Annotated in this window: 22 protein-coding genes; 12 read left to right on the forward strand and 10 right to left on the reverse strand. The window is 52.9% G+C overall.

Translation table 11 applies throughout. The annotated features are described in order from the left end of the window. Positions 1-30 precede the first annotated feature (30 nt). From FJ146_09440 to FJ146_09455, 4 genes are all read left to right on the forward strand, one after another. Positions 31-1,443, forward strand: a complete 1,413-nt coding sequence (locus FJ146_09440; GenBank protein MBM4252181.1) for a LysM peptidoglycan-binding domain-containing protein — start codon at positions 31-33, stop codon at positions 1,441-1,443. Positions 1,444-1,466: 23 nt separating this feature from the next. Further along, a complete protein-coding gene (locus FJ146_09445) occupies positions 1,467-2,234 on the forward strand; it encodes a hypothetical protein (GenBank protein ID MBM4252182.1) in 768 nt (255 codons plus the stop codon). 123 nt (positions 2,235-2,357) lie between these two features. Next, complete coding sequence (locus FJ146_09450; GenBank protein ID MBM4252183.1) at positions 2,358-4,022, forward strand: rhomboid family intramembrane serine protease; 1,665 nt, start codon at positions 2,358-2,360, stop codon at positions 4,020-4,022. Further along, positions 4,022-4,540, forward strand: a complete 519-nt coding sequence (locus FJ146_09455) for an RDD family protein (protein ID MBM4252184.1) — start codon at positions 4,022-4,024, stop codon at positions 4,538-4,540. The genes FJ146_09450 and FJ146_09455 overlap by 1 nt, the downstream gene beginning before the upstream one ends. Here the strand turns inward: FJ146_09455 and FJ146_09460 are convergent. Then, a complete protein-coding gene (locus FJ146_09460) occupies positions 4,442-5,185 on the reverse strand; it encodes a hypothetical protein (protein MBM4252185.1) in 744 nt (247 codons plus the stop codon). The two genes, FJ146_09455 and FJ146_09460, sit on opposite strands and share 99 nt — an antisense overlap. Here FJ146_09460 and FJ146_09465 point away from each other — a divergent pair. Continuing rightward, the gene (locus tag FJ146_09465; GenBank protein MBM4252186.1) at positions 5,184-6,548 is read left to right on the forward strand and encodes a proline dehydrogenase; all 1,365 of its coding nucleotides are present in this window, start codon (positions 5,184-5,186) and stop codon (positions 6,546-6,548) included. The genes FJ146_09460 and FJ146_09465 overlap by 2 nt on opposite strands. Here FJ146_09465 and yhbY read toward each other — a convergent pair. From yhbY to FJ146_09485, 4 genes are all read right to left on the reverse strand, one after another. Further along, entirely contained in the window at positions 6,545-6,832 is a 288-nt protein-coding gene (gene yhbY / locus FJ146_09470; GenBank protein MBM4252187.1) for a ribosome assembly RNA-binding protein YhbY, read from the reverse strand. The genes FJ146_09465 and yhbY overlap by 4 nt on opposite strands. 92 nt (positions 6,833-6,924) lie before the next feature. After that, positions 6,925-7,284 (reverse strand): hypothetical protein, encoded by a 360-nt coding sequence (locus tag FJ146_09475; protein ID MBM4252188.1) that lies wholly within the window; start codon positions 7,282-7,284, stop codon positions 6,925-6,927. Positions 7,285-7,702: 418 nt separating this feature from the next. Continuing rightward, complete coding sequence (locus FJ146_09480) at positions 7,703-8,662, reverse strand: hypothetical protein (GenBank protein MBM4252189.1); 960 nt, start codon at positions 8,660-8,662, stop codon at positions 7,703-7,705. Between the two features lie 169 nt (positions 8,663-8,831). Further along, positions 8,832-9,743: a hypothetical protein gene (locus FJ146_09485; GenBank protein MBM4252190.1), complete on the reverse strand. Its 912-nt coding sequence runs from the start codon at positions 9,741-9,743 to the stop codon at positions 8,832-8,834. A gap of 314 nt (positions 9,744-10,057) precedes the next feature. Between FJ146_09485 and FJ146_09490 the strand changes: the two genes are divergently transcribed. The 4 genes from FJ146_09490 (at position 10,058) to clpA (ending at position 14,301) form a co-directional block, all read left to right on the forward strand. Next, positions 10,058-10,855 (forward strand): hypothetical protein, encoded by a 798-nt coding sequence (locus tag FJ146_09490; protein MBM4252191.1) that lies wholly within the window; start codon positions 10,058-10,060, stop codon positions 10,853-10,855. Further along, complete coding sequence (locus tag FJ146_09495) at positions 10,855-11,574, forward strand: hypothetical protein (GenBank protein ID MBM4252192.1); 720 nt, start codon at positions 10,855-10,857, stop codon at positions 11,572-11,574. Before FJ146_09490 ends, FJ146_09495 begins: the two co-directional genes overlap by 1 nt. 69 nt (positions 11,575-11,643) lie before the next feature. Then, complete coding sequence (gene clpS, locus FJ146_09500; GenBank protein MBM4252193.1) at positions 11,644-11,958, forward strand: ATP-dependent Clp protease adapter ClpS; 315 nt, start codon at positions 11,644-11,646, stop codon at positions 11,956-11,958. Between the two features lie 12 nt (positions 11,959-11,970). Further along, positions 11,971-14,301 carry an ATP-dependent Clp protease ATP-binding subunit ClpA gene (gene clpA / locus FJ146_09505; protein ID MBM4252194.1) on the forward strand — a complete coding sequence of 777 codons (2,331 nt, stop codon included), beginning with the start codon at positions 11,971-11,973 and terminating at the stop codon, positions 14,299-14,301. A 76-nt stretch (positions 14,302-14,377) separates the two neighbouring features. On the opposite strand, the gene FJ146_09510 is transcribed toward clpA, so the two are convergent. From FJ146_09510 to FJ146_09530, 5 genes are all read right to left on the reverse strand, one after another. Beyond that, positions 14,378-15,337, reverse strand: a complete 960-nt coding sequence (locus FJ146_09510) for a hypothetical protein (GenBank protein MBM4252195.1) — start codon at positions 15,335-15,337, stop codon at positions 14,378-14,380. Positions 15,338-15,659: 322 nt separating this feature from the next. Continuing rightward, positions 15,660-16,676 carry a hypothetical protein gene (locus tag FJ146_09515; GenBank protein MBM4252196.1) on the reverse strand — a complete coding sequence of 339 codons (1,017 nt, stop codon included), beginning with the start codon at positions 16,674-16,676 and terminating at the stop codon, positions 15,660-15,662. 191 nt (positions 16,677-16,867) lie between these two features. Then, on the reverse strand, positions 16,868-17,704 hold the full coding sequence (proC, locus tag FJ146_09520) for a pyrroline-5-carboxylate reductase (GenBank protein MBM4252197.1): 837 nt from the start codon (positions 17,702-17,704) through the stop codon (positions 16,868-16,870). Positions 17,705-17,807: 103 nt separating this feature from the next. Further along, positions 17,808-18,347 carry a PilZ domain-containing protein gene (locus FJ146_09525; protein MBM4252198.1) on the reverse strand — a complete coding sequence of 180 codons (540 nt, stop codon included), beginning with the start codon at positions 18,345-18,347 and terminating at the stop codon, positions 17,808-17,810. Next, the gene (locus FJ146_09530) at positions 18,247-20,577 is read right to left on the reverse strand and encodes an adenylate/guanylate cyclase domain-containing protein (GenBank protein ID MBM4252199.1); all 2,331 of its coding nucleotides are present in this window, start codon (positions 20,575-20,577) and stop codon (positions 18,247-18,249) included. The genes FJ146_09525 and FJ146_09530 overlap by 101 nt, the downstream gene beginning before the upstream one ends. Before the next feature lie 145 nt (positions 20,578-20,722). On the opposite strand from FJ146_09530, the gene FJ146_09535 reads away from it, so the two are divergent. The 3 genes from FJ146_09535 to FJ146_09545 are packed head-to-tail and all read left to right on the forward strand — an operon-like array spanning position 20,723 to position 23,802. Further along, complete coding sequence (locus FJ146_09535) at positions 20,723-21,394, forward strand: hypothetical protein (protein MBM4252200.1); 672 nt, start codon at positions 20,723-20,725, stop codon at positions 21,392-21,394. Between the two features lie 22 nt (positions 21,395-21,416). Beyond that, a complete protein-coding gene (locus FJ146_09540) occupies positions 21,417-22,619 on the forward strand; it encodes a hypothetical protein (GenBank protein MBM4252201.1) in 1,203 nt (400 codons plus the stop codon). A 19-nt stretch (positions 22,620-22,638) separates the two neighbouring features. Continuing rightward, entirely contained in the window at positions 22,639-23,802 is a 1,164-nt protein-coding gene (locus FJ146_09545; protein ID MBM4252202.1) for a hypothetical protein, read from the forward strand. The last annotated feature ends 71 nt before the right edge of the window (positions 23,803-23,873 follow it).

Raw genomic sequence — 23,873 nt, forward strand, 5'->3', positions numbered from 1 at the left:
CTCAATGAGTTCAAACTAACAGGACTACCTATGGCTTTGTGTCACAAGCCCGGGCGCTACCATGCTGTTTTCAGCATAGTAGTATTCTTATGCGCTGCCTGCGCCACAGAAGACAAATCACCCAAAGAGCCTCTGGCGTTACATGCTGTTGGCGGTGAGTCTACGGACAGCAACAATAACGATAATCACCTAGCTGACAGCGCTAATGCCGCTATTGGTCGCAGTGTTAACTTAGCGCAGATCGCTGATTCATCGACCGCGGACGAGATGAGTGATCCAGCGACTAAGTTGCCGCTTGAGATGAATCAGGATGTTGAGCGTTGGATCGACTTCTTCACCTCTCGAGACCGCGAACGCTTCCAACGGTTTCTGGAACGCGGGGAGAGATATAAACCACAGATCGTAGCTGTTTTACGGGAGCAGGGTGTTCCGCCAGAAATCTACTACCAGGCTATGATTGAAAGTGGATTCACCACCTCAGCCACTTCGCGAGCCAAGGCGGTTGGCATATGGCAATTTATGCGTGACACCGGGCGTCGTTACGGACTTCGCATAGACTCCTATGTGGACGAGCGTCGCGATCCCCTGCGGGCTACGGTTGCCGCCGCACTTTACATGAAAGATCTCTATAACGTCTTTCAATCGTGGTACCTCGCCGTTGCTGCCTACAATGCCGGCGAAGGACGCATCATGAATACAATCATGAGGTCGAAGACTCGCGATTTTTGGGAAATGGCGCGGCGTCATGTCTTGCCGACAGAGACCATGAATTATATTCCCAAATTCATCGCGGCTACCATGATTGGCAACAACCCATCAAAGTATGGATTCAACGACCTGAGCCCTGAGTCTATGCCGCAACTTGCAGCGGTCGCAGTGCCCGCACCAGTGCGATTAAGCGATATCGCCTCTGTGAGTGGTATCCCACTGGCGCTGCTTAAGGATATTAATCCCAATCTTTTGCGCGGCATGACGCCACCTGATGGGCAAACGTACCGTATTTGGGTACCGGCGACGGAGCAGCCAAAATTCGACGGATTCAAAGATCGTCTGATGGCGCTCAGGGTCAAAGGCCTAAAAAATGTGGCAAAAAGGGAGCATGAAAAGCCGCAAATGCATCTAGTAGAGAGTGGTGACACGCTACCGCGGATTGCTTCGACCTATGGTTTGTCGGTAAAAAAAATTCAGCAGCTTAACAGTTTGCATACGGCAAAAATCACACCGGGTATGAGGCTGGTACTGGTCGATCATCGGCAATCTGTTGGTAGTCTGGTCGAAGTTGGGCGTGGCACTGAGGCATACCGTGTGCGTCATGGCGATAATTTACATTCCATCGCTAAGCGTTTTGGTACCTCGATTCGGACGCTGAAGCGCCTTAATGGGCTGCGTCATAATCACGTGGCAACGGGTCAAGTTTTGAAGATTCCTGAAGTTAAGGGATAGCGATGCGAATAGGTACAAGGCGATTGATTACAGTAATTATCTTGTTGGCTGGTATCACTCACTGCCGTGGTATCGATAAGTCGGATGCTGACCGTAGCGACCTCAAGGCGGAGAAACTGTGGTACGACCCTAGCGGTACGGTGCAGAGTTGTGAGCGCCAGCCTGCAACGTGTCCAGTTAGTATGGGAGATCCCCGACTTTTTATCGATACCTGTGTGAAACAGGGGTTTCAGGCAAAGTCTTGTGGATGTTTAGTGCTGTGTACCGGGGTCATCAAAGGATTGCAGCTGACTGATGCAAATGTCGTGCAAGAACAGCAGCAGGCAAAAAGTAAAACTGTATGCGCGGCTGCTGACCAGGGAGTGATCCATGACACGAAAGCACTGCGACGTCCCGGCACAAGCTTGGATCGCTGTCTCACATCCCATGTCTGTCATGGCAGGCTAGGCCTGTGCTCCGGATCTGATCTTGCGACCTCCCAGCGACTTAGGGATATGGCGCGTCGTGGGTGTGCGGACGCAGTGCTTTCGGCCTTCTGTCCGAACGAATTTCACGATACTTTTGCCTGTCCCGAAAAATCCGTCCAGCATCTTAGCTCCGTGTGGACTGATCTGAAACAAAAAGACGATGCGCCTAAGCGCTGCATGCGTCATGTCATTTGTAGTGACAGAAATACTGGCTGTGATCAGGTTGGTTTGCGGCAGGCGCTCGAGATTAAAAAAGTCGTCGATCAACCTGGATGCACGTATTGGTTAAGGGTGTTCTGCGCGGTTGGATCGCAGTCCTGGTGATGCTGGGAAACCATAACATAAAGTAATTAATACAAAAAAGATTTACTCGTGGGTTTAGCCTAAAGCTTTTTTGGTAATTTCCGAAAAACATGAGCGCGTGTGCTTGGTTGAGGAAAAGCGCTCATGTTTATCTTGCCTCTTGGCTTAGGAACCAAAATCCGTCGTGTGCCAGTGGTCTCGCTACTGCTAGCCGCGGCCTGGATATGCGTATTCTTTTTTGATCGATCGCAGGCTCGCGTAACCGATGGCATCTTCAACGCAGCGGCTCGCAGCGGTATAAAAGATGCGGCGCGCAATCTATTTCAAGAATACTGCGAAGCTCATAGCGGCAAACCCAAGCTGTGTGCCCGTTATGCGGTGCTCATCAAAACTGGGTTTCCAAGTAAAGCACCAATACGCAGAGGGGTAGCGCGTCTATCTTTTGAGGACTATGAAAATCTTGGTAAAGAGCAACACCTAGCAGCAGGATTACGTGATCATTTTAGTCATTGTGGATCATCCAAAAGATGTTTTCTTTATAAAGATCTTATTTGGTCATTTGCCACAGCTCGCACGAAACTCAATGAATCGCTGCAGCATCTGGGTTCGTATAGTACCTATCTTAAAGCTGAGAAAAATTATCTTGGCGAATTACGGCGTGTTTGTCTCAATGCGCAGTGCCTAGTGAAGGGGAATGTAAATTTCGGCTCAGTGATTTGGTCACAAATGCGCCATGGTAGTTTGACTCATCTCATGGGGAATATTTTTGCACTGCTCATTTTTGGTATTTATGCGGAGCAAAGAACGCGTCGATGGATTTATCTCATTTCTATACTCAGTGCTGGCAGCGTCGGCATGATCATTCACGCCTACTACTTCTCCGGGCGCGATACGATCTCGCTTGGGGGTTCCGCGATCGTCAGTGCCGTTATGGGGATGTTTTACGTGTTCTTCTTCCACACGAAGATGCGCTTTTTAGTTTGGTTGCCTCGTAAAATATATTGGGGTACGAGCTATTACGTTGAAATTCGTTATGCATTTCCGCTGCTGTTTGTATTGGCAGATATAGCTGGAAGCCTGGATAGCGGTTTTAGTGAGTTGCATCTGGGCACTGTAGCCCATATGGCCCATATATTTGGCTTTATGGCGGGTGTTGGGGTGGGGCTGATCATTCGAACTCTGCGCCAACTACCGGCCAGTCTTCTTTATGAAAGCGAAATTGATGACCTCCTGCACTTAGAGAGTATGCGCGGGCTGGCTAACCAGCTAAAATTTGCGGACGAAATGTTAGCCCGTAACCCCGATAATTTGCGCGCACGGGCTTTAGGCTGCGCCGCAGCACTGAGATGGATGCCGCATGATTCGCGCGAACAAAACGCTGCGCTTGGTGCACAGACAGATAGATTTTTAAAAAATCATCTTGCGGAATTTTGCTCACGAAGTATCGAGCGTGGAAGCGTTATGACGGCCAATAAATTGCTAGAAAAACTGCCCATAGGTGTTCCCTATCAAGTCATTTTAGCAAACCTTAAGCAATCTACCTTAGTCACGTTGATAAATGTGGCAGTCAAGACTGGTCAAATCTGGTTGTCTCTCAGACTGGCTGATATGCTGCTGCTTCAATTCACCTTATCAAAACGCTACGACGAAGTGGCATCGCATGCCGCGGACCTTATTGCCAGTCTACCGCTCACCACGACGAATATGCGCAGTGTGAGTGCTTACCTTAAAACTCACCCCAATATGCCACTTAGCGACAGATTCGGTGCATGGCTAAGTAATGCCCAAGAGGAGTTGAAGGCTAGCTAATGCGGAATGCACGACCAGATTTAGTACCAATGTCCGAGCGCTTTCGCTCCGCGCGTATACCGCTATTTCAAGTCGTCGATGATTTGAGTCTTTATAAGCCGGCTTCGTTTGTACAAAGGTGGTATGCACTGACTTTAGATATCGCATTTTTAGGCCCACTCAATGTCTTGGTAGGCATTCCCTTCGCAAGGCAATTAGAGCACCTTGAGGTCTTAGGACAGACTCCTAAGTTAATCCTGTTAGGCCTCTTCATTAAGCTGACTCCAATCCTGATTTACGTGGTTTTTCCGACTTGGTTAACGGGGCAGACGCTAGGCAAGAGAATGGTCGGGATTAAAATCATTCAGTCCGATTATCGGCCATCCCTAAGTCTCGGGCAGGTGTTCCTGCGTGAGACCCTAGGTAAGCTTTTAGTACTGTTAACTCTTGGGTTTGGCATCATCGCGGTGTTCAGTAGTAGGAGGCGGCGTGGTTGGCATGATCGTTTGAGCCGGACCATGGTGATCGACGTCAGTTAGGCGGATCTTCTGCTTGATCGTCCACTGTGGCTCTTTGAGCTCAGTGAGTATGAGCCATGTCTCAGTCGATGTTGCCGTGGATGAGACGATATAGACGAGAGCAAGGCCATCGCTTTTACATAGGGCTGGGCGCGCAGCGCTGATGATTGCTTTCAAATAGGGGCGCTGCGCGGCAAGGCTTGGCCAGCCGCTTGGATGCATCAAGCGATTGATTTCGCTTATGCTGGCCTTTTCAACGGATTCTGGTGTGGTTACGGTCGCGGGCAAGAAATAACGCTGCGTATTGTGACGCATCAAAGTGCGCACGCATTCTTTGTCGGTGCCAGGCAATTCTTTGATAATTGCGGCAGGTACTAATGGCATTTTTTTTGCCTTGGACTTCGCTATTGGTAGCGATTCCTCAATCAGTAAGAGCCGATGATCCTCACTCCCGTGATTATTGTGTCGGTCCGCCAGTAGCTCCCGCATGACGTCTAATAGCAGCTCTGTTTCTTTGACTGGTATGAGTGGCCGCCCAGACTCTGGGTCTTTCGCTACTAGCCATTGGGCCGGGTCGGACTTAGGACCGAAGCATGCCGCAGTGGACCAGATGGGCAAAGCCCATACGGCGGCTACGACGACCGAGCGCCAGAATCGCTGTGGCATGGTGACTCCCTTGAGTAGCCGGTGGGCTATAGTTATCATAGCAGATATACGGGGTATTTTGGCCGCGGGCGGAGCTGCCGAGAAAGCTGTGGGCAAGGCTTCTCACTTTTACTATAGCTTGGTGACCATTTGGGAGGCGCCTTTAGTGAATACCAGGTCGCAACTTGATTTTACCAACACCGAGATCGCCTTTGAGTCTAGTTCGACGGCTGAATTACTCAAGGCGAGAGCGCTATTTGCGTCATTCAATTTTCCGTTGCTGATCAAATCAGGCACGGCGCTGATTGATTGGGCTCTGACCAAAAGGCTACCGATCACCCCATTAGTCCGTTTGGCGGTGTTCGATCATTTTTGTGGCGGCATCACGATCGAGGATTGTCAGCGCAAGGTGGCCTTTCTTGGCAGTAGTGGAGTCCGTTCCGTTCTCGATTACTCCGTTGAGGGACTGGGTAACGAGCAGGCCTTTGATGCGGCAGTGGTGGAGACTGAGCGGGCTATTGAGCAGGCGAAGACGACGCAACTCATGCCCTTTTGCGTGTTCAAGATGACTGGTGTCGGGCGCTTTGATCTCCTCGCCAAGGCCTCGACCGATGAGGTTTTGAGCGCCGCAGAGACGAGGGAACTAGAGCGCATTGAGAGGCGCGTACACACCCTCTGTGCAGCTGCCGCAGCCGCCGGGCGACGTATTCTAGTTGATGCAGAGGAGACTTGGTTACAGGTTGCCATTGATCGCATCATCGAACGTATGATGCAGGAATTTAATCGCGATACTCCGGTCGTATATAACACCGTACAGATGTACCGTGCAGATCGACTCGCCTATCTGAAAGCCTGTCATGCGCGGGCCAAGGCTGGTGGTTATAAGGTGGGCGTGAAGTTGGTGCGTGGCGCGTATATGGAGAAAGAGCGGCAGCGGGCGGCGGCCCTGGGGTTGCCGAGTCCCATTCATCCGAGTAAGGCTGCGACTGACGCAGCGTACGACGCAGCGATCGAGTTCTGCGTCGATCACATCGGCGATTTTGGTGTCTTCGCTGGGACCCACAACGAGGTTTCGCTCAAAAAGCTAACCGCGCTCATGACGAAGCACGGCCTCCAAGCGAACGACTCCAGAATCGAAATGTCTCAACTGCTGGGGATGAGCGACAACCTGACGTTTAATTTGGCCCACCATGGTTACCTGACATCTAAATACGTCCCATACGGGCCTGTTGCCGCCGTGCTGCCTTATTTGGTTAGGCGTGCAGAGGAAAACAGTGCCGTGGCAGGCCAGGCTGGTCGCGAGTTAAGTCTCATCGATCGCGAGCTAAAAAGGCGAGCGCGCAAGGTCAGGTCCCGACTAACGCAGACATCCAAGCGCCCTTAGATACGAATCTTGGCCTTCTCACTAGGGCGGTATAGCACTGCTATACGGCCTATAGTTTGAACCAAAGAAGCCTCGGTAGCCCCAGCTAGCTGCTCAGCAAGATCGTAGAACTCTACGGCGTCATCAGCGCTTAAGCGCACTTTGATCAGCTCGTGATCGTTCAGGTTGCGTTTAACTTCCCGCACTAGGGAGTCGGCAAAGCCGGCTTTACCCATCTGTACTGCAGGGTTAAGGCTGTGTGCAAGGCCACGAAGTTTACAAATTTGTTTACGCGTCAAAGTCATAGGCACCGGTAGTTATACGGACAGAGTGAGGTTGTCAAGTAAAAGGCCCGGCGGATGAAGGCCGGGCGTCAAACTCTCGATGGCCAACAGGATCAGTTGGATCCGTGATAACCGGTGCGGTAGTAGTTGTGGCTGCCGCGTAGGTTGGCTAGCTGGCGCTTCTTGCCACGGCTATGAGTCCGCTTTTTACCGTGCTTGGCTAAGGATGCCTTAGTGCGAGGAATGTGACAGCCATAGGTTCTGACGGGGCGATGCTTGGCGCCGCTGTATACCACGCGGCGTGGGCTGTAACCCGAGGGTTTGCCAGCTGAGTTATCGAGCCACTGACGAGCTACGCGCTGTACCTGTACCTTCGGGGTAAACAGATTTCTGTAGATGGCGTAGCCGCCACCGAAGGCGATCAACAAGGCGATGATCATTGCTTTAAATGAGCGACGGTTTTTGGGTTTCATGCTGGAATTTCCTTTAGACAGCGGAGAGGCAGTATGGTGAACAGGCAGCTGGAACTTACTTTTCTTAACGACGGAACGGGGAGTAGACGGACTGGCAGGCTTTCCCATAATGGTCGTAAGAAAGCGCCGGACAGGCTGAGAAATCTTGGTTTTACGGTGAGAATCTCGGGACGACATAGGCAGCAGCTTCCACGGGAGAGACCTGCAAGGAGGCAGGTTAGGGCAGGGGGAGAATCAGCAACTAGCACCGCTGGGGGCGGGGCTAGCTACAGTAGAGCAAAGCCTAGGCCAGTTGCGGCACTAGTCGGAAGATGCCGAAATTACTGGCTTGGGCTATGTAGCAAGGTGAAGTAGGGGTGTCAAAATTTTATACGGTTGCGCCTGGGGCTGACACCCTATCAAGCAGATGGACCGGTGATTAACGCTGCCGCCACTTAGGTTTGAACTCTAAGGGTGCCTGTGGTTCAACGTCGGGCTTGGCCGTGATTGGTGCGCCGTTTGGTAGCGACAGCCACTGTTCACTGCTCATTTCATAGACCAGGACATTATCCACGCCCAGTTTTTTGAGGTAAAGCTCGGAGTTTTTGATTTCGCGTTTCCGACATTTTTCGACGCGGTAAACATAGGAATAGTAGGATGCGATCCTGCCCTCCAGGCCGGCGCACGCTTCATCTATAGGTATGACCTCGACGCCAGCCTCTCCCGAAAGCATCTTGGCGAATAGGGCGTCTACCACCGAGCCAATGGGCTTGCCCGTTGCTATGTTTTCAAACTCTATGGCGCTCAAGGCTAAAATCTCACCTTTTTTATCCTGACGATGCTCACGGTGCTCAATGTAAGTCATCCAGTCGGGGAAAATACGTTTCTTACATTTCTCGACAAAATAAACATCAACGTTTGAGTAGGTAATGTAATGTCCTTCCAGCTTGCCGCAGCCGCGTGCGTTCTTGAGACTTGTGGCTTCATCGAGAGGCTCGCCCTCGGGCAATGCAGCTACGACGTCACTGTCGACATCCTGAACTCTGGTGCCACCGCGCTGCATGTTGTAGACCGTCTTGTTGTCGCGTAGTGGACGACGCTGGCAATGCTCTACTTTATAAATGTCGTCATAAAAGGCGATGATGCGCCCCTCGACCTGCGCGCAAATGCGATTGACCTCGTCTTTGGAAAACTTTTTGCGCACCCCAGGAGTATCAGGCACAGGTGGGAAATCCGATTCAACGTCATCAGCTGCTTTGTCTTTAGCTTTTTTATCTGAGGTAGCCGTGCCTTCGGCGGGTGCAGGGCCGTCACTCTGTGCGGTACCACGAGTGGTGCCGAAGAGGCCTAACACAAAGACAAGAATCAGTAGGTGATTGGTTGGGTGTTTCGTCTTCATGGTCCATCCCTAGGTCTTGTAACATCCCTGACCTAGATGGATTATCGGCACGGATTGGGAATACTAAAATAATTTTTTGCCGTAGCTGCCAAATGAGGCTCGCTACCAACGTCCGTGGAAGGCATAAATACTAATATATTTGGGTTGTTATCGCCGTTTCGCTGGCAAATTAAATTGTCAGCGAACTTTGTAGCACGGCCTTCAACCGGCGGTTCATGAGTGATTTGGAGACCCAAAAGGTCTCAGCTAGCTGCGTGACTACATCGCGAGCAACATTTACTTGAGCGATCTCGAGGCGAATGAGGCCTGCGGGCGCTAAGAGCTTGGCAGCGAAAAGATTACTGCGTACGTCATGGAGATGCTGACTAAACTCGCTGTCGGCATCTTTGTCGCGACGGACATCCCGCAAGAAATGGCTAGCCATAGCCTTGGCCAACCGGAAGCGCATGAACGGCTTCAGCTCGGCGCCTTGTGGATAGGAAATCTGCGTTTTGCCGTCTATCCGGGCGACGTCGATCGCTAGGCCTTGTGCGTCGTCTCCTTTTGCACCAGCTGGTAGAAACTGTATGTCCTGATAGGCGGCGGAGATCTCCGGCAAGTAGAGCGGCGCTTCGGTAAAGCTGATGCGCTGATGAATAGCTGCGACGACCTGATCGATCTGGGCTTCGTTAATACTTGAACTTTCGCGAAATTCAGCCTCGAGTTCTTTGTTCCAGTCCGTTGCATGGCGCCTGTAGAACTCTTTTTTTGCTGTGTCGTAAGCCCTAGGATCGATAGCAAATGCGCCGTAGCCATGGAATTCGTGAAAGGCTTCGAGATCATCGATTTCACCCGATGCCACATCAATAACTAGGCGCTCATCGACACCTAAGTGGTCGGCGATGGATTTCATGGCCTGGATGGAGCGTACATTTTTCTTGCCGCGCTTCCAGTGGCTGCAGTCGGCTGGATCGAAGCCCAGTATTTGGCCGATATCTTGATCGATGACACGGACGCCACCAAACTTGTGATCGAGAACGCGGCGGCAAAACTGAAATAAATTTGCCGCGTGCGGATACTTGATCTCTGTCGCTTTCTTCATGGCCATCGACCTCGACCAAAGGCGAGGCAATTAATGCCTGAGGCTCCGAGCGAGCTGCATTCACCGTGGCGACGGCAGTCACCTGATAAACCGCGATTAATTGCCAAATATAATAGAAGTACTCATATTTGGGTTTACATGGATTGTGAGCCTAGGTCAACCTAGGTTTACGTTCTGCGCCGTGATCGCTACCAAAGCCTGGACTGGTATGGATTAGCCGGCATTTTCTGCCTGCTGACAAGGGGAGATGGGGAGCCGTAAAATAAGGGAGTGCATCCTCAGATCCCCATTGTTCAGCATCGAGGCTCCCGCAAGTGTCACTGATCATCGGCCTAGCCGGCATCATTTTTGCCATCGGATATGCCTTCCTTAACGAGGGAAAAGGCGGGTTTACCGGCTATTTTTCGATGCCAGCATTTGTACTCCTTATGGTTGGTCCTCCGAGTATCATGCTCCTCTCGCATTCACTCACTGATCTCCTGACAGGGATTCGCCTGCTTTTTTCCGCTCAGTTCAACCGTCAGGCTAAACTCCACGAAGAGGTTATCGAAATTTTGACCAATGCTGCCAAATCGGCTCGCAGCGACGGCCTCGGCGTGATCATTCAATATCGCGACAAGGCCAAGTACGACCTGCTACGCGATGGGCTCGCACTTATCGTAAACGATTTTAAGCCCGATGAGATTCGCAACAACCTGATGGCTCGTATCAACTTGAAACAAACGCGTATGCAGCTTGCATCAAGTCTATTCGACAACATGTCTCGTCTCTGCCCAGGCGTAGGCATGATCGGAACGCTGATGGGTCTCATCGGCATGTTGTCACACATGGGTGATCCGGCAAAAATCGGCTCAAATATGGCTCTGGCTATGATCACCACCCTGTACGGTCTGGGACTAGGTACGATCATTTATGGCCCCTGGGCAGAGAAGATTGCTCTCGAAGCAGAGCGCAGCCTTGAAGTAGATATGCTGGTTGTTGAGGGTGTCCTCAACATCAAGGGCAAGAAGTCCTCTATGCACCTGAAGGACTTGGTCAAAAGTTACGGTGCGAAAGACAAGGAAAAAGACAAGGGTGGCGGCACGGGCTCAGCCGATAAGCGAGGCGCCTGATGGCCGATACGACCGAGCAGTCAACGTCCTCTAGTGGCGAATTCGCCGCCACCGCGCCTCGAAAAAAATCGCGTGTGCATAAGGGCGAAGGCCTTTGGCTCATGTCATTTTCAGATATGAGTTTGATCCTCATGTCGTTCTTTGTCCTACAGCTCGCCTACTCGACGCCAGATAAGCACAAGTATGACAATCTCAGTAGCGCGATCAAGGAGCAGAACACCAAGAAGGATCCCGACGCTAAAGAGGTTCCCGTAGAAAACCTTAAGACACTCTCCGATAAGATTCGCAATCTCATCAGGCAGAAAAACCTGGACTCCGTCGCCTCAGTCAATTCGGATATTATGGGCCTGAGTATTGAGTTTCGTGATCAGCTGATCTTCAACCCTGGCTCTGCCGAGCTAAATCCTGTGGCCAAGCAGCAAGTGGGCGTGGTGCTGGAGGCTATAGCCACGGCACCGGGGGAATATCGTCTTATCTTCGAGGGGCACACGGATGATGTTCCCGTCGGCAAGGGACGCTACAGTTCTAACTGGGAGCTGAGCTCCTCAAGGGGTATCGCCTTGGTTAACACCTTTAAAGCCAGAGGGGTTAACGAAAATCGTATGACCGTACACGCCTATGCTCATACTAAACCCAAGGTTAGCACTAAGGGATTGACCGGCGAGGCGCTAAAACGAGCGCGATCAATCAACCGGCGCGTAGTAGTGCGCATTGAGTGATGGACCAAGCGCAGAGATCCCAGGTAGAACTAAAGGGAACCAGAGAGTAGGCGGGGTATCCGTAGCGCTATGGAACAGGACGATCAGAGTAGTCAGGGTGGGGTTTTGACGGAGCGTGATGTACGCGTCCAGAGGCCGCATCTTTTTAAAGTGCTCTTACATAACGATGACTATACTCCCATGGAGTTTGTCGTCGATATTTTAGTCAGATTCTTTGGTAAAACTCAGGCGCAGGCTACAGAAATCATGTTAGCCGTGCATCATAAGGGCAAGGGCCTCTGCGGCATCTATCCCTACGAGATAGCGGAGACCAAGGTAGCACAAGTTACGGAAGCAGCTCGCGAACAGGAGTATCCTCTACAGTGCACGCTCGAGCGTGCTTGAGGAGTTCGGTCCATGATTAGTCCGGAGTTGGAGATCAGCCTTAATTTGGCCGTGAGCGAGGCAGCTCGTCGCGGTCACGAGTTTGTGACTGTAGAGCATATTTTACTGGCGCTCCTTTATAACGACTCTGCCATTCGTGCCATGCGGGCGTGCGGTGGCAATGTTGACGTGACGCGCCAGTATATCGAGGACTTTTTTGCGGAGAATTATCCCGCCGACGTCTTGCAGCCTGGTCAGATACCGCAGCCAACGATTGCCTTTCAGCGGGTGATCCAACGGGCGGCCCAGCACGTCCGTGCCGCCGGTAAGGATAAGATCGGTGGCGATAATCTGCTCGTGTCGATATTTTCTGAGCGCGAGTCGTTTGCCGTCTATTTTTTGAAAAAACAGAATATAAGTCGCATCGACATCCTCAACTTCATCGCCCACGGCGTCGTCAAGCCAGGCGTCGACTTTGATGTGGAGGGTGAGGCTAGCCAGCGGAGTTTGCCACCTGGTGATCAAGATCAGGGCGAGGACGATGACGAGCAGGCCCAGGAAGCAGCGGAGGCAGGCGAAGAGGGGGCGAGGTCAGGGCGCGTTGGCAAGGATCCACTTAAGCTTTTCACCACGGATTTAGTGGCTCGCGCCCGCGCTGGTAAGATCGATCCTTTGATCGGCCGGGATGCTGAACTTGAGAGGACGATTCAAGTCCTGTGTCGCCGTCGCAAGAACAATCCGCTTTACGTCGGCGATGCCGGTGTCGGTAAGACGGCCATTGCCGAGGGGCTTGCGCTTCGCATAGCGGAGAGCAAAGTACCCCCAGCTCTCAAAGACGCGGAAATCTTCGCGCTCGATATGGGGACTCTGCTAGCTGGATCCCGCTTTCGGGGTGATTTTGAGCAGCGCCTCAAAGATCTGATGAAGGCGCTTTTCAAGCGCAAGAAGGGGATCTTGTTTATCGACGAGATCCACACAGTCATTGGTGCTGGCTCGGTATCCGGTGGGGCTATGGATGCATCGAATTTACTGAAGCCCGCCCTATCTTCTGGTCAGTTGCGCTGCATTGGTTCGACGACCTATAAAGAATATCGGCAGCACTTCAAAAATGATCACGCCTTGGCGCGTCGCTTTCAGAAGATTGACGTCGACGAGCCTTCGCTAGCCGATACGATCAAGATCCTTAAAGGATTAAAGTCCAAGTACGAAGAGCATCACCACATCACCTACACGGCCGAGGCTCTGAGGGCAGCAGCTGAGCTGGCGCAGCGTCATTTGCGCGAGCGCAAGTTACCCGATTCGGCCATCGATGTGATCGACGAGGCCGGTGCAGCTTTTGCACTGAAGCCGCGCAAGTCTAAGGACGGCAAGCCACTGCGTGTGACACCGACCGAGATTCAGCACGTGGTTGCCAAGATGGCGCGCATACCGCCGCAAAAGGTCAGCGCCACCGATCGCGAGAGTTTGAAAAATCTGGCCGAGGAGCTCAAAACAGTTGTATTTGGCCAAGATCAGGCGATCGACGCTCTCGCAGCCGCGATTAAGTTGGCGCGCAGTGGACTGCGGGATGAGGAGAAGCCCATAGGCAGCTTCCTCTTCGCTGGACCTACGGGCGTGGGCAAGACCGAGGTGGCAAAGCAGCTTGCTCATATCTTGGGTGTCGAATTTGTGCGGTACGACATGTCCGAATATATGGAGAGGCATGCCGTTTCGCGCCTCATCGGTGCCCCTCCGGGATACGTCGGATTCGACCAAGGTGGTCTGCTGACTGAGGCCATCAATAAGAATCCGCATGCCGTACTGCTACTGGACGAAATTGAAAAGGCTCACCCTGACATTCAAAATATTTTGCTGCAGGTGATGGATCACGGCACATTGACCGACGCCAATGGGCGCGAGACCGACTTCCGTAACGTCATCATCATCATGACGACTAACGCGGGGGCAAGAGAGCTGCTCCATGGCGCCATCGGCTTTAAGCGTGAGTTAGGTGTGGGCGCCGGCGAGAGCCAGGCAGTTAAGGATACCTTTAGTCCGGAGTTCCGTAACAGATTGGATGCCATCATCTCGTTCAAACCACTGGCGGAAGAAATTATACTCAAAGTGGTCGACAAATTTATTGCGGACTTAGGCCGGCGTCTTGGCAAGCAGCGCGTCGTGCTGGCCGTTAGTGATGAGGCACGCCGTTATTTTGCACGTACCGGCTATGATCCAGCCTACGGTGCGCGTCCTCTGGGGCGTGTCATCCAAGATAAACTTAAAAAGCGTCTGGCCGATGAGCTCTTATTTGGCAAGCTCAGTGGTGGTGGCGAGGTGACCGTCGACCTAGACGGTGACGAGCTGGTATTTAAGTTTCAAAAGTAGGATGAAACGCAACATCTCGATGTAGTCAGCTTCCTTACTGACTATACCGAGATGTTTTTTAGGGTGACTAATTACTTTACTTAGCGGCTGGTGCCACCGGTGCGCGCTCAACAGTGATCGAGACGCCACCAGTCGTGGCTGGAACCGCGGTTAGCTTGACGTTCGCAGCAGCGACTTTGCCAGCCTCGACCACGACTTTGGTTTCGCCACTTTCGATCACTTTGCCAGTATTGCTGTCGATGAGCTCGATCACGACCACGTAGGTGCCTGGTTCGAGGTCTTCAACGGCGAATACTTTCTGATCGGAACCGAAGTAGTAGTTTAGAGTATTGTGTGAGATCGCGGTGCCGACATCCGAGTCTTGGAAGGCGGCCAACGGATCGTTCTCATTCTCTTCCAGATCGGAGCCGAAGCCGAAGCCGCACGAACCAGCTGGATGGGATTCATCCAGCCAATGTAGCGGGACGAATGCTACTGGTTGGACTGCCTGACCCTTGCCGACGCGAGCTGTGGGTCCCTCTTTCTTAGATTTTTTTGCGGCTTTTTCGCCATGGTTTTTTCCGTTAGTCGCCGCCTTAGCTAGGCTCGCAGAAGCAAGCGGATGTTTCTCTAGGACTCCGATATGCCCAGGCCTGCCTCCTATGAGGCTGCAGGGTTTTTGATCTGCAAAAATTTCACGAGGAAATTTTTGAAACTCGTAGGCCCCACATGGCCAACCTTTAGCAGGCGCGTACGGTGGTGCTGGTACAAACTCGGTTTTTGCTCCAGAGATTAGCGTAATGCTGACCGTATCTACGGTTTTAGGCATCTCTGCTGGGAGCGTCAAAGCTAGTCCGCGATTCACGAGAGCGACATCGCCGTCGCGTTTAGCCTGCTCCGCTGCGGTGGCAGTACCGCTAGCATTGGCAGATTGCTGCCCTTTGGCCCGACGCTCTTCTTTGACTATCACGGTGCCGCACGCCACTAAAAATGTGCTGAGTACCGCTGCGTATACTGGAATACTTACGACCTTACGAACAAAAGATGAAGTTGACACAAGCACTCCTTCCCTGGGGAATAAAGGAGAGGATCCGATGTATAGTTTGGTGGGTCCTCTAGGTTGTACCGAAATGATGTTTTCCTATCGGCATTTTTAGAGGCACCATTGAGCATTTAATAATAAACATTATTTTATTATGTAATTGCTTAGCGTTTATTTGCCTCATCTCAGATAATGCGGAAAGTTGTGCTTTGACTTGCGTTTGTGCCAGCAATGCGACGAGGATGTTTTTAAGTAGAAGAATTAGGGTGAAAAGAAACATCTCGGTGTAGTTAGTTGCACCGCTGACTGCACCGAGATGTTTTTTAGATATCTCTAATTATTTTTTAGTTTGCGTAACAGCTGCAGTCGGCGCGCGCTCGACGGTGATCACAACGCCACCAGTGGTCGCTGGAACCGTGGTTAATTTGACTTTCGCAGCAGCGACTTTGCCAGCCTCGACCACGACTTTAGTTTCGCCGCTCTCGATCACTTTGCCGGTTTTGCTATCGATAAGCTCGATCACGACCACGTAGGTGCCTGGTTCGAGGTCTTCGACGGCGAATTCCTTTTGATCGGAACCGAAATAGTAGTTCAGTGTGTTAAAGGAAATATTAGTCCCTGCATCGGAATCTAGAAAAGCAGCTAGTGGATCGTTGTCCTTCAGATCGGAACCTAAGCCGCACGAACCCGCAGGGCGCGTGTCATCTAGCCAGTGTAATGGGACAAATGCTACCGGTTGGATGGCTTGACCCTTGCCGACGCGAGCAGCCGGCCCGTGCTTTTTGGATTTTATTGCGGCTTTTTCGTGATGAGCTTTACTGTGATGATCTTTTTCGTGATGAGCTGCCTGACTAATACCCGCGGCAGCTAGCGGATGTTTTTCTTGAAGTCCGTTATGCCAAGGGAGGCTCTTGAGCAAACCACCGATGTCACCTCCGCCACAGCCCTCTATGGGAAGGCCACCACCACCGTTACCAAAGTAATAACTGCATGGAAGTATTTTAGTGGGTTCTGGTTTAATGTCAGCAGGCAAAATTTGAACTGGAGCTGGCACTGGTACTGGCTCGGATTTTAATTCAGAGATTAGCGTAATGCTGACCGTATCGACGGTTTTAGGCATCTCTGCTGGGAGCGTTAGAGCTAAACCTCGGTTCACGGCTGCAATGTCACCATCGCGTTTAGCTTGTTCCGTTGCTGTAGAGTCGGCGTTACCGGCAGCGGTGGCAGACTGTAGCCCTTTTGCCCGGCGCTCTTCTTTGACGGTTACGGTGCCGCACGCCACTAACATTGTGCTGAGTACCGCTGCATAAACTGGAACACTGACGACCTTCCGAACGACAGACGAAGTTGACACAAGCACTCCTTCCCTTGGGGGGATAAAGGAGAGGATCCGATGGATAGTTTGGTGGGTCCTCTAGGTTTAGGCGAACTTATGGGTAGTTATCGGCATTTTGAGGACCAAACTTTAGCGAACCCCGATAAACATCGTATTTTTGAGTGATTACCTGGACTTAATTTTTCTCAATCCGCGGAGAATTCAAAATCCTATTTGCTCCGCAGCGCCGCCGATCTTTTGGTCGCAGTCTCTACGGCGCTGATTAGCATGGCCCGAAGACCGCGGTCTTCTAATTCATGGATGGCGCTGATGGTGGTGCCGCCTGGTGTCGTTACTTGATCGCGTAGGATGGCTGGATGAAGGCCAGTCTCCTTCACGAGGAGCGCTGAGCCTAGTACCGTCTGAGTGGCAAGACGCGCGGCTTGGGCCCGTGGGATACCCATCTTCACGCCGCCGTCGGTCAAGGCCTCGATCACCATGTAAAGATATGCTGGTCCACTGCCCGAAAGTCCAGTCACGGCGTCGAGCAGCGGTTCCTTAATCCAGTCAGCTTCGCCAATGGCGCGAAAGATGCGTTCCGCTAAAATCTTTTGGTCGTCCGTACATGCAGGACTGGCACTCATACCGGTGGCAGCGGCGTGTACGGTCGCGGCTATATTGGGCATCGCCCGGACGACGCCGCCTTGAAATCGCAGCGTTTCTTCAATCGCAGCGATGGGAGTGCCGGCGAGTATGCTCACTACTAGGGTATTGGGCCGAATCTTGCCGGCTAGAGGCTGGGTGACAGTGACCAAGTCTTGTGGTTTCACACAGAAGATCAGCGCATCAATGTTAGCTAATTCAACCTCAGGCGTGGTGACTGCCCGCACGTCATATTTTTTGCACAGCTCATCGACGCGCGCACTATGGATATCGTGCACGGCTACGGTGAATCCCGAATCACTAAGGCCCTTAGCGAGAGCGCCGCCCATATTACCAGCGCCGATGATGAGGACTGCTGCGCTTTTGTGACTCCGTGTGCTCTTGCTGTCGCTGGTCGTTGCCATGGGCCTCGTCTTTCGCAGGGGGTTGAACTCTAGTTTAGAGATATCATATTTAACATAGAGCACCAATTGAGACACCGGGTTATGGCGACTTCCGCGCGATGCCTCAAGCCACAGTCTTGCCTTCAGGCTCGATGCCGTAGCGCTTCTCTAATTCGCTGAGGCAGCCTTCCCATGCATGCTGATCGCCATGCTCAATTTGCACGATCTGCACGCCGAGTCTAGTGCCGTGGCCACCAGCGGTGCCTGTGGCTTCCCGTCTGACCACTTTGCCGAGGCAACTAACCGGCTTGTCGAGGCAAGCTCCATCAGGGTCGATGGTCATTTCAATGAGGGTATTGACGATGAATGGGACGCGGCTCTCGCGCTCCCACACAAGTAAGATGCCTGAGCGTGAAACGTCAGCAGTAAAGAGCCGGTAATCAGTGTTGGTGCCGATCGTCTTCGAGCGCACCTCGAGATCAAGACTCACGCGCGGCGCTCTAATCCAAGCTGGGTTTAGGCGTAAGCCCCGGGTATTCTGTCGCATAGCTTTCCTCCTTACTTTATTTGTGTTTGAAGGTGTAGACACCGTCCCAATTCGGGATGGCTGGACTTTGTGATTGCTCTGCGATCCTCGCCAGGTAGAGGTTGGCTGGGCCGTCATCCGGACGAATAGTGAGGCAACTCGTGAACTGCCGTTTGGCGCGCGGCCAATCCTGCTGGCGATAGGCAGCACGACCGAGTTCGAATTCACCGATCAGGTTTTTGATCGCTTGCTCCTGCGGTAATGCGTCCGGACGCATGAGCTCAAAGACTTTGACCGGTTCCAATTTGCCTTTTACTCTTATGTCATCGAGATCGCGCACGAATAAATCTGGGCGCTTGATTTGCGCTCGGGTGAACTCGCTGATCATGACCTTAATGCCGTACTCCTTGGTCAGTCCCTCTAGGCGGGCCCCGAGGTTTACGGCATCGCCCATGACGGTGTAGCAAAAGCGCTCGTTAGATCCCATGTTACCAACCGACATCGACCCAGTGTTGAGGCCGATACCTATATCGATCGTTGGGAAACCCTTAGCTTTCAGATCAGCTTTGAGCTTATCGAGAGCAAAAAGCATCTGAATCGCTGATTGAGCGGCAACTTCTGCGTGTCCCGCGACCGGCAACGGTGCACCCCAAAAGGCCATGACGGCGTCGCCGATGTATTTATCGAGCACGCCACCTGACCGTAGAATGATCGCCGTCATCGGGGTGAAGTAGTCGTTCATGAGCTCGCATAGTTTTTCTGGCGATAAGCTTTCGGAGATTGTGGTGAAGCTGCGCACGTCTGAGAAGAATACAGTGAGCTCCTTTTTCTCGCCGCCAAGCTTCAGGGCATTTGGATCGTCAAGTACCTGCGAGATGACGTCTGGACTAAGGTACATGCTGAAGGCGCCTTTGACCTTTTTCTTTTCGCGCTCTTCGGTCAGGTATTTATAGAGTGTGGTGCTAATGAACAGCGTCAGCATTTGTATCATCGGCATGCCGATGTATACCCATTCACCGCGACTAAACCAGTAATACTTGTCAAAGAAGTAGTAACCACAAAGAAAGACGATGACACCCATGCCCGAAACTGCAGCGGAGCTGAAGATCATGAGTGGCGTGAAGAGCAGAAATATCCCAGCGATCACACCCATCTCAGTTTTGAATATACTCTCAGTGCGGCGCATAAAAGTTTGCGACAAGATATTGTCGATCACGGTCGCATGCTGCTCGACACCGTCAAACGCCGCGGTAAATGGATTGGCGCGGAGATCGTTGATACCAATCGCCGTCGGTCCGAGAATTAGACTCATGCCGTTTAGCTTTTGCTTCTGCGCGTCGCTGAGCGTCATATCGTAGATGTCGGCCAAGCTGAAGTGCTCGATCGACTGGCTGTAGCCTAGATGATTGATGAGTGCGCGCCCACGACCGACCATATCAACGGGTATCTTGATGATATCGGTATCGTCGGCTGGATTGAGTAAACTAATTTCTGAGACACCGTAGTTGTCGAAGAAAACGACCGGCTCCCGTCCCGTCATAGCTGCTGCCATCTTGAGGCTGAGGGACGGCATCAGTTGACCGTTGAGATTGCGTACAAGCTGCGCCCAGCGGTAGATCCCGTCGGCGCTGATTTCGTTGTTGAAGAAGGCGAAGTTTTTTCCTGCCTGCGCGATCAGGGGGATGTTGGCGATGAGCCCATAGGCGCGAATGTCGGGATAATCATCGAGCTCTTGTTTGTCAGGTAAAATCAGACCCTGAATGGCTGATTCCGTCATCAGATCTAACCCGCGGAAGGGTTCTGCACCTAATTGCTCGGACTCGTGGCGCGTACCATAGAACGCGTAACCGAGCACAACTTTGCCGTAGCGTGCAATGGTGTCATGGACCGACTGGTCGCCCGGGCTGGCGCCAAGTGCATCCTTGATGTTGCTGATTGCGGCGCGCGCAGCGGCCCAGTTACCGTCATCGAGTTTAGCAAGGCGCTCGAGCTGAGGGGCGACGTCTTCGACCAAAGTGCGCTCGGTTTCGCTCCAGACCAAGTCGAGACCGACCCAGTCAACACCAAGCGTTTTTAAATTGGCGAAAATCTGAGCGTAGTGGCGTCTGGCAAAGGGCCAGCGGCCAAATTTTTGTAGCGACTTCTCGTCAATCGCAAGAATGCCGACCTTGCCGCTTGCAGCGCGAGGCCCGCGCAAGCGAAAGCGCAGGTCCAAGAGACGGTTCTCAATCATGCCGATGGCGCTCATGTCGCTAGGATGGGAGTAATGGTGGTAGAGCGTCCCCATCGCAGTCAGACTGATCAGGAGGCAGATTGCCAGGAGTGGTAAAACACCTTTGCGCTTTTTAAACATATTCAACTTGGCCATCGCCCGTCCCCAGATGGTTCGTGTCGGAGCGGCTGCAGTGTTGACAGCAGTGGAGCCGCCACCGTCCCGTTCGGGTCATCGGTTGCACACCCCAGAAACCTGAGTTAAAAATGATAGGGCTAGCAGATTTACTTACGAGGGATGCATGCGCGAGGCGGCTTCAAAAGGTCAGCTCGAGACTGGGGATATGCGACTAGAAGTCCCAGAAGAGCAATCGAGTCAGGGGCTTCCGGATTTTAGCGGCGACGAAGGCATGCCCCTCGACGCCTATGCTGAACGCCACCTCCTAAGTGTCGATGAGGTTTGGCAGAAGATCAGGCGGGGCGAGCTCCTTGGGCGCATGCAGCAGGGGCGGCTATTGATTTTCAGCCCCGAGACGTCGGAGCATCCCTTTGCCGACCTACCCCCCCTCCCTGGTTCAAGTGACCCAGGGACCAGGGCAGCTGGCACAGCGGAACGCAATGGCAGCGATTATCTAAGCCTGAGCGGCGAGCGTGGGCAGACTCCAGAGCTGGCTCTTCTGCTTGATCATCTAAGCCTAGCTAAAGAGGAGAATCGTGAGATCCTCAAACTGACCGAGCAGTCGATGCAGCGCGTGTGCGCGATGTCTGAGCAGTTGGTGCAGATGAAGGATGCGGTGATTCAGGCCAAGGATGCCGAGCTTGCGGCTCTCAAAGCGCAGCGTGAGATGGAGACCACCCAGCTACGTGAGCAGTTGCAGGCACGGGAGCATGAGATCAGGCGCCTGAGACAGCACAGTGAAGACCTTGAGATGCTGGCGCGGACGATGGCCAGCCAGGCTGAGACTCATGAATAGGCAAAATCGTTGGATTTGGGGCATGGCGCTGGCTTTGCTGCTGATGCCGCACGGCTCCGCTATGGCCGAGGAGATACCGGGTCAGGCCTTCGGTGCGGTGCGCCCCCTCGGCATGGGGGGTGCCTTTACGGCTGTGGCTAATGACGAGAGTTCCGTCTGGACTAACCCGGCAGGCATCGGCAGGTCGCGCAAGGCGCGGACGCGAGGGGTTCTGAGTCTTAGTAAGTTTCCCAACTTAATGATCGGCGCTAACGGTAATACGCGTGAATTCTACCAGGCCTTCAGCGGAGCTCAGGACAAGAGTATCGCCAGCGTTTTAAGCAGCGCCGGTACCATCACGGGAAAGCCCCTGTGGGCTCGCGGCGCCTTATTCCCGGTGTCATTGTTCGATTTTGGTCGGCAAAGCCCGGTAGCTTTCGGAGTCTACTCGAACACGGTAGTTTCGGCCCTCATTGAATCCGATGCCACCAATGTCGCAGCAGTGAATGCCGTATCAGATGTGGGCGCAGTAGTCACACTGGGGTGGAATAATCCGTCGAATCGACTCAATGCAGCCCTGCAGCTTAGGCCAGTGTCTCGCTATGCTTACGAAAACCGCATTCCCTCAGCTAATTTAGTCGATAAAAAGGCCCTGAACGAGTACCTCCGCAAGGACTCCAACCGAGCCGACGGGCTCGGCATCGACGTTGGTTTTATGTACACCGTGGCAGATTTCTGGTTTCCCACCATCGGTGTTGCTGCGCTCAATCTACCGACAGGATGCAAGGCGGATTACTTAAATCCTTACACACAGACTCGTCAGAATGTATGTGGCAATAAGTTCCAGGGTACCTTTGGCAACGCCGATGCCTTGTCGGTACTCGATCCGACCGATGTGCGCGTCGGGCTTTCGATCACGCCGAGGATTACGCGCTCGGCCAATTTAAGGTTGGCGTTGGATGCTCATAATCTACCGGTTGGTACGGCGTCGCAGTCGTTCGGACTGCAGAGTGTGCCGTTTAGCGCTCTCATTCATGCTGGTGTCGAATTCTTTGTCGGCAATCCTTTAGTACTTCCAGAGTACTCGATACGCTTTGGTGTGAATCAAGGTTTTATCACGTCTGGTTTCAGTTTTGCTTTAGGTGCATTTGAAATCGACTTTGCGACTTACGGTGTTGACGTATCATCGACGGCAAAAGCGCTCGAAGATCGCCGCTATCTGGCGTCGCTGTCCCTTGGGTTTTGAGGTCCTAATGAGGTTGGCAATGGCTACTTGCATGTATATCAATAACCGACTTTCCCGTACGGGTGTTGCGGCGGCGATTGCTTTAGCGCTGAGCACGCAGCTGATCAGTTGCATGGCCAAACGGCAGCATGACGAACGGCTCGATGATGCCTCACTCGCCACGCCTAAGGTGGGTTCGAAGACTCCACCGGCAGGGCAGCCAGCACCTGTGATTTCCTTTGTACCCGTAGCACCAACCGGACCTGGTACCGATGAACAGTTGGGGTTATACCTGCGCCTTGTCGATCCGGGGCAACTCTTCACCGATAATGATCGCCAATTATTTGCCAGGCTGCCGTTAAATCCCCCCGTAGGTTCGTTGGCGGAGGCGATTGGCGTTCTGGCTGTCAGCAAAATAGTCTTGCAGCCGCGTGTACCCGCCGCGCCGACCTTTCAAGAGAGTGATATCGTTGCTACCGGACCGGAGCATGTCGCTAAGGCGCGTCCAGTTTTGTCGTTAGAGCAATTGGCAGCTGACCATGGCGTCGATATGCCTAAGGCCTTGCAGAAAAATCCTTGGTTGTCGTCGCAACAAGCAGCGGCTCAGGTTCTCGGTGCGCTCAATGCGGCTCCTTCAAGTGCAAACTTCACAACGGCCGTGCAAGCGGCCCTGCGGCAGCATGTGACGGCGTGGCAGCAAGTGGGTTCCACCCTGCCCGCAGAGCTCCAGCCCACAGCTACAGCACCGACGGGACCTGCTGGTCCGCCGGTATCGGCGCAGCTTCCAGGTCCACCTGCCTCGGCGGCACCGGGCGCGATTCCAGTGCTCGGTGTACCAGCACCGATGGCAACGGTGGGCGAAAATGCCTTGGACCAGGCTCAAGCTCTCGCCGATAAGGGTGACTTCCAGGCAGCTGTGCAGCGCGCAGGCATGATTCCTGTTACTAGCCCCGCGCACGCCAAGGCTCAGGAGAAGATCAAGGAGTTCAGTAATCTCGGCGTTCAAGAGCTGCGCCGCAAGGCCGCGCAAGCCTTCCAAACAGCGCGCCCTATCGCTGATCCGAAGACGCGCGCCATCTATCTCAAGCAGGCCAAGAATTATCTCGAGGATGCGCTCAAGCACTTTCCCGAAGCGACGCAGTTAACGACGGTGCGGGAAAATCTGCAGATTATCGCCAAGGACTTGGATAAGGCGTCGGATTAGGTCGAGTGCTGGTAAGTAAATAACAAACGAGCGGTCGCATCCATGACCACTCGTTTACTTTTTAACTCAAG

Source organism: Deltaproteobacteria bacterium (assembly GCA_016874735.1).
In the GTDB taxonomy this organism is placed as follows: Bacteria; Bdellovibrionota_B; Oligoflexia; order Oligoflexales; family CAIYRB01; genus CAIYRB01.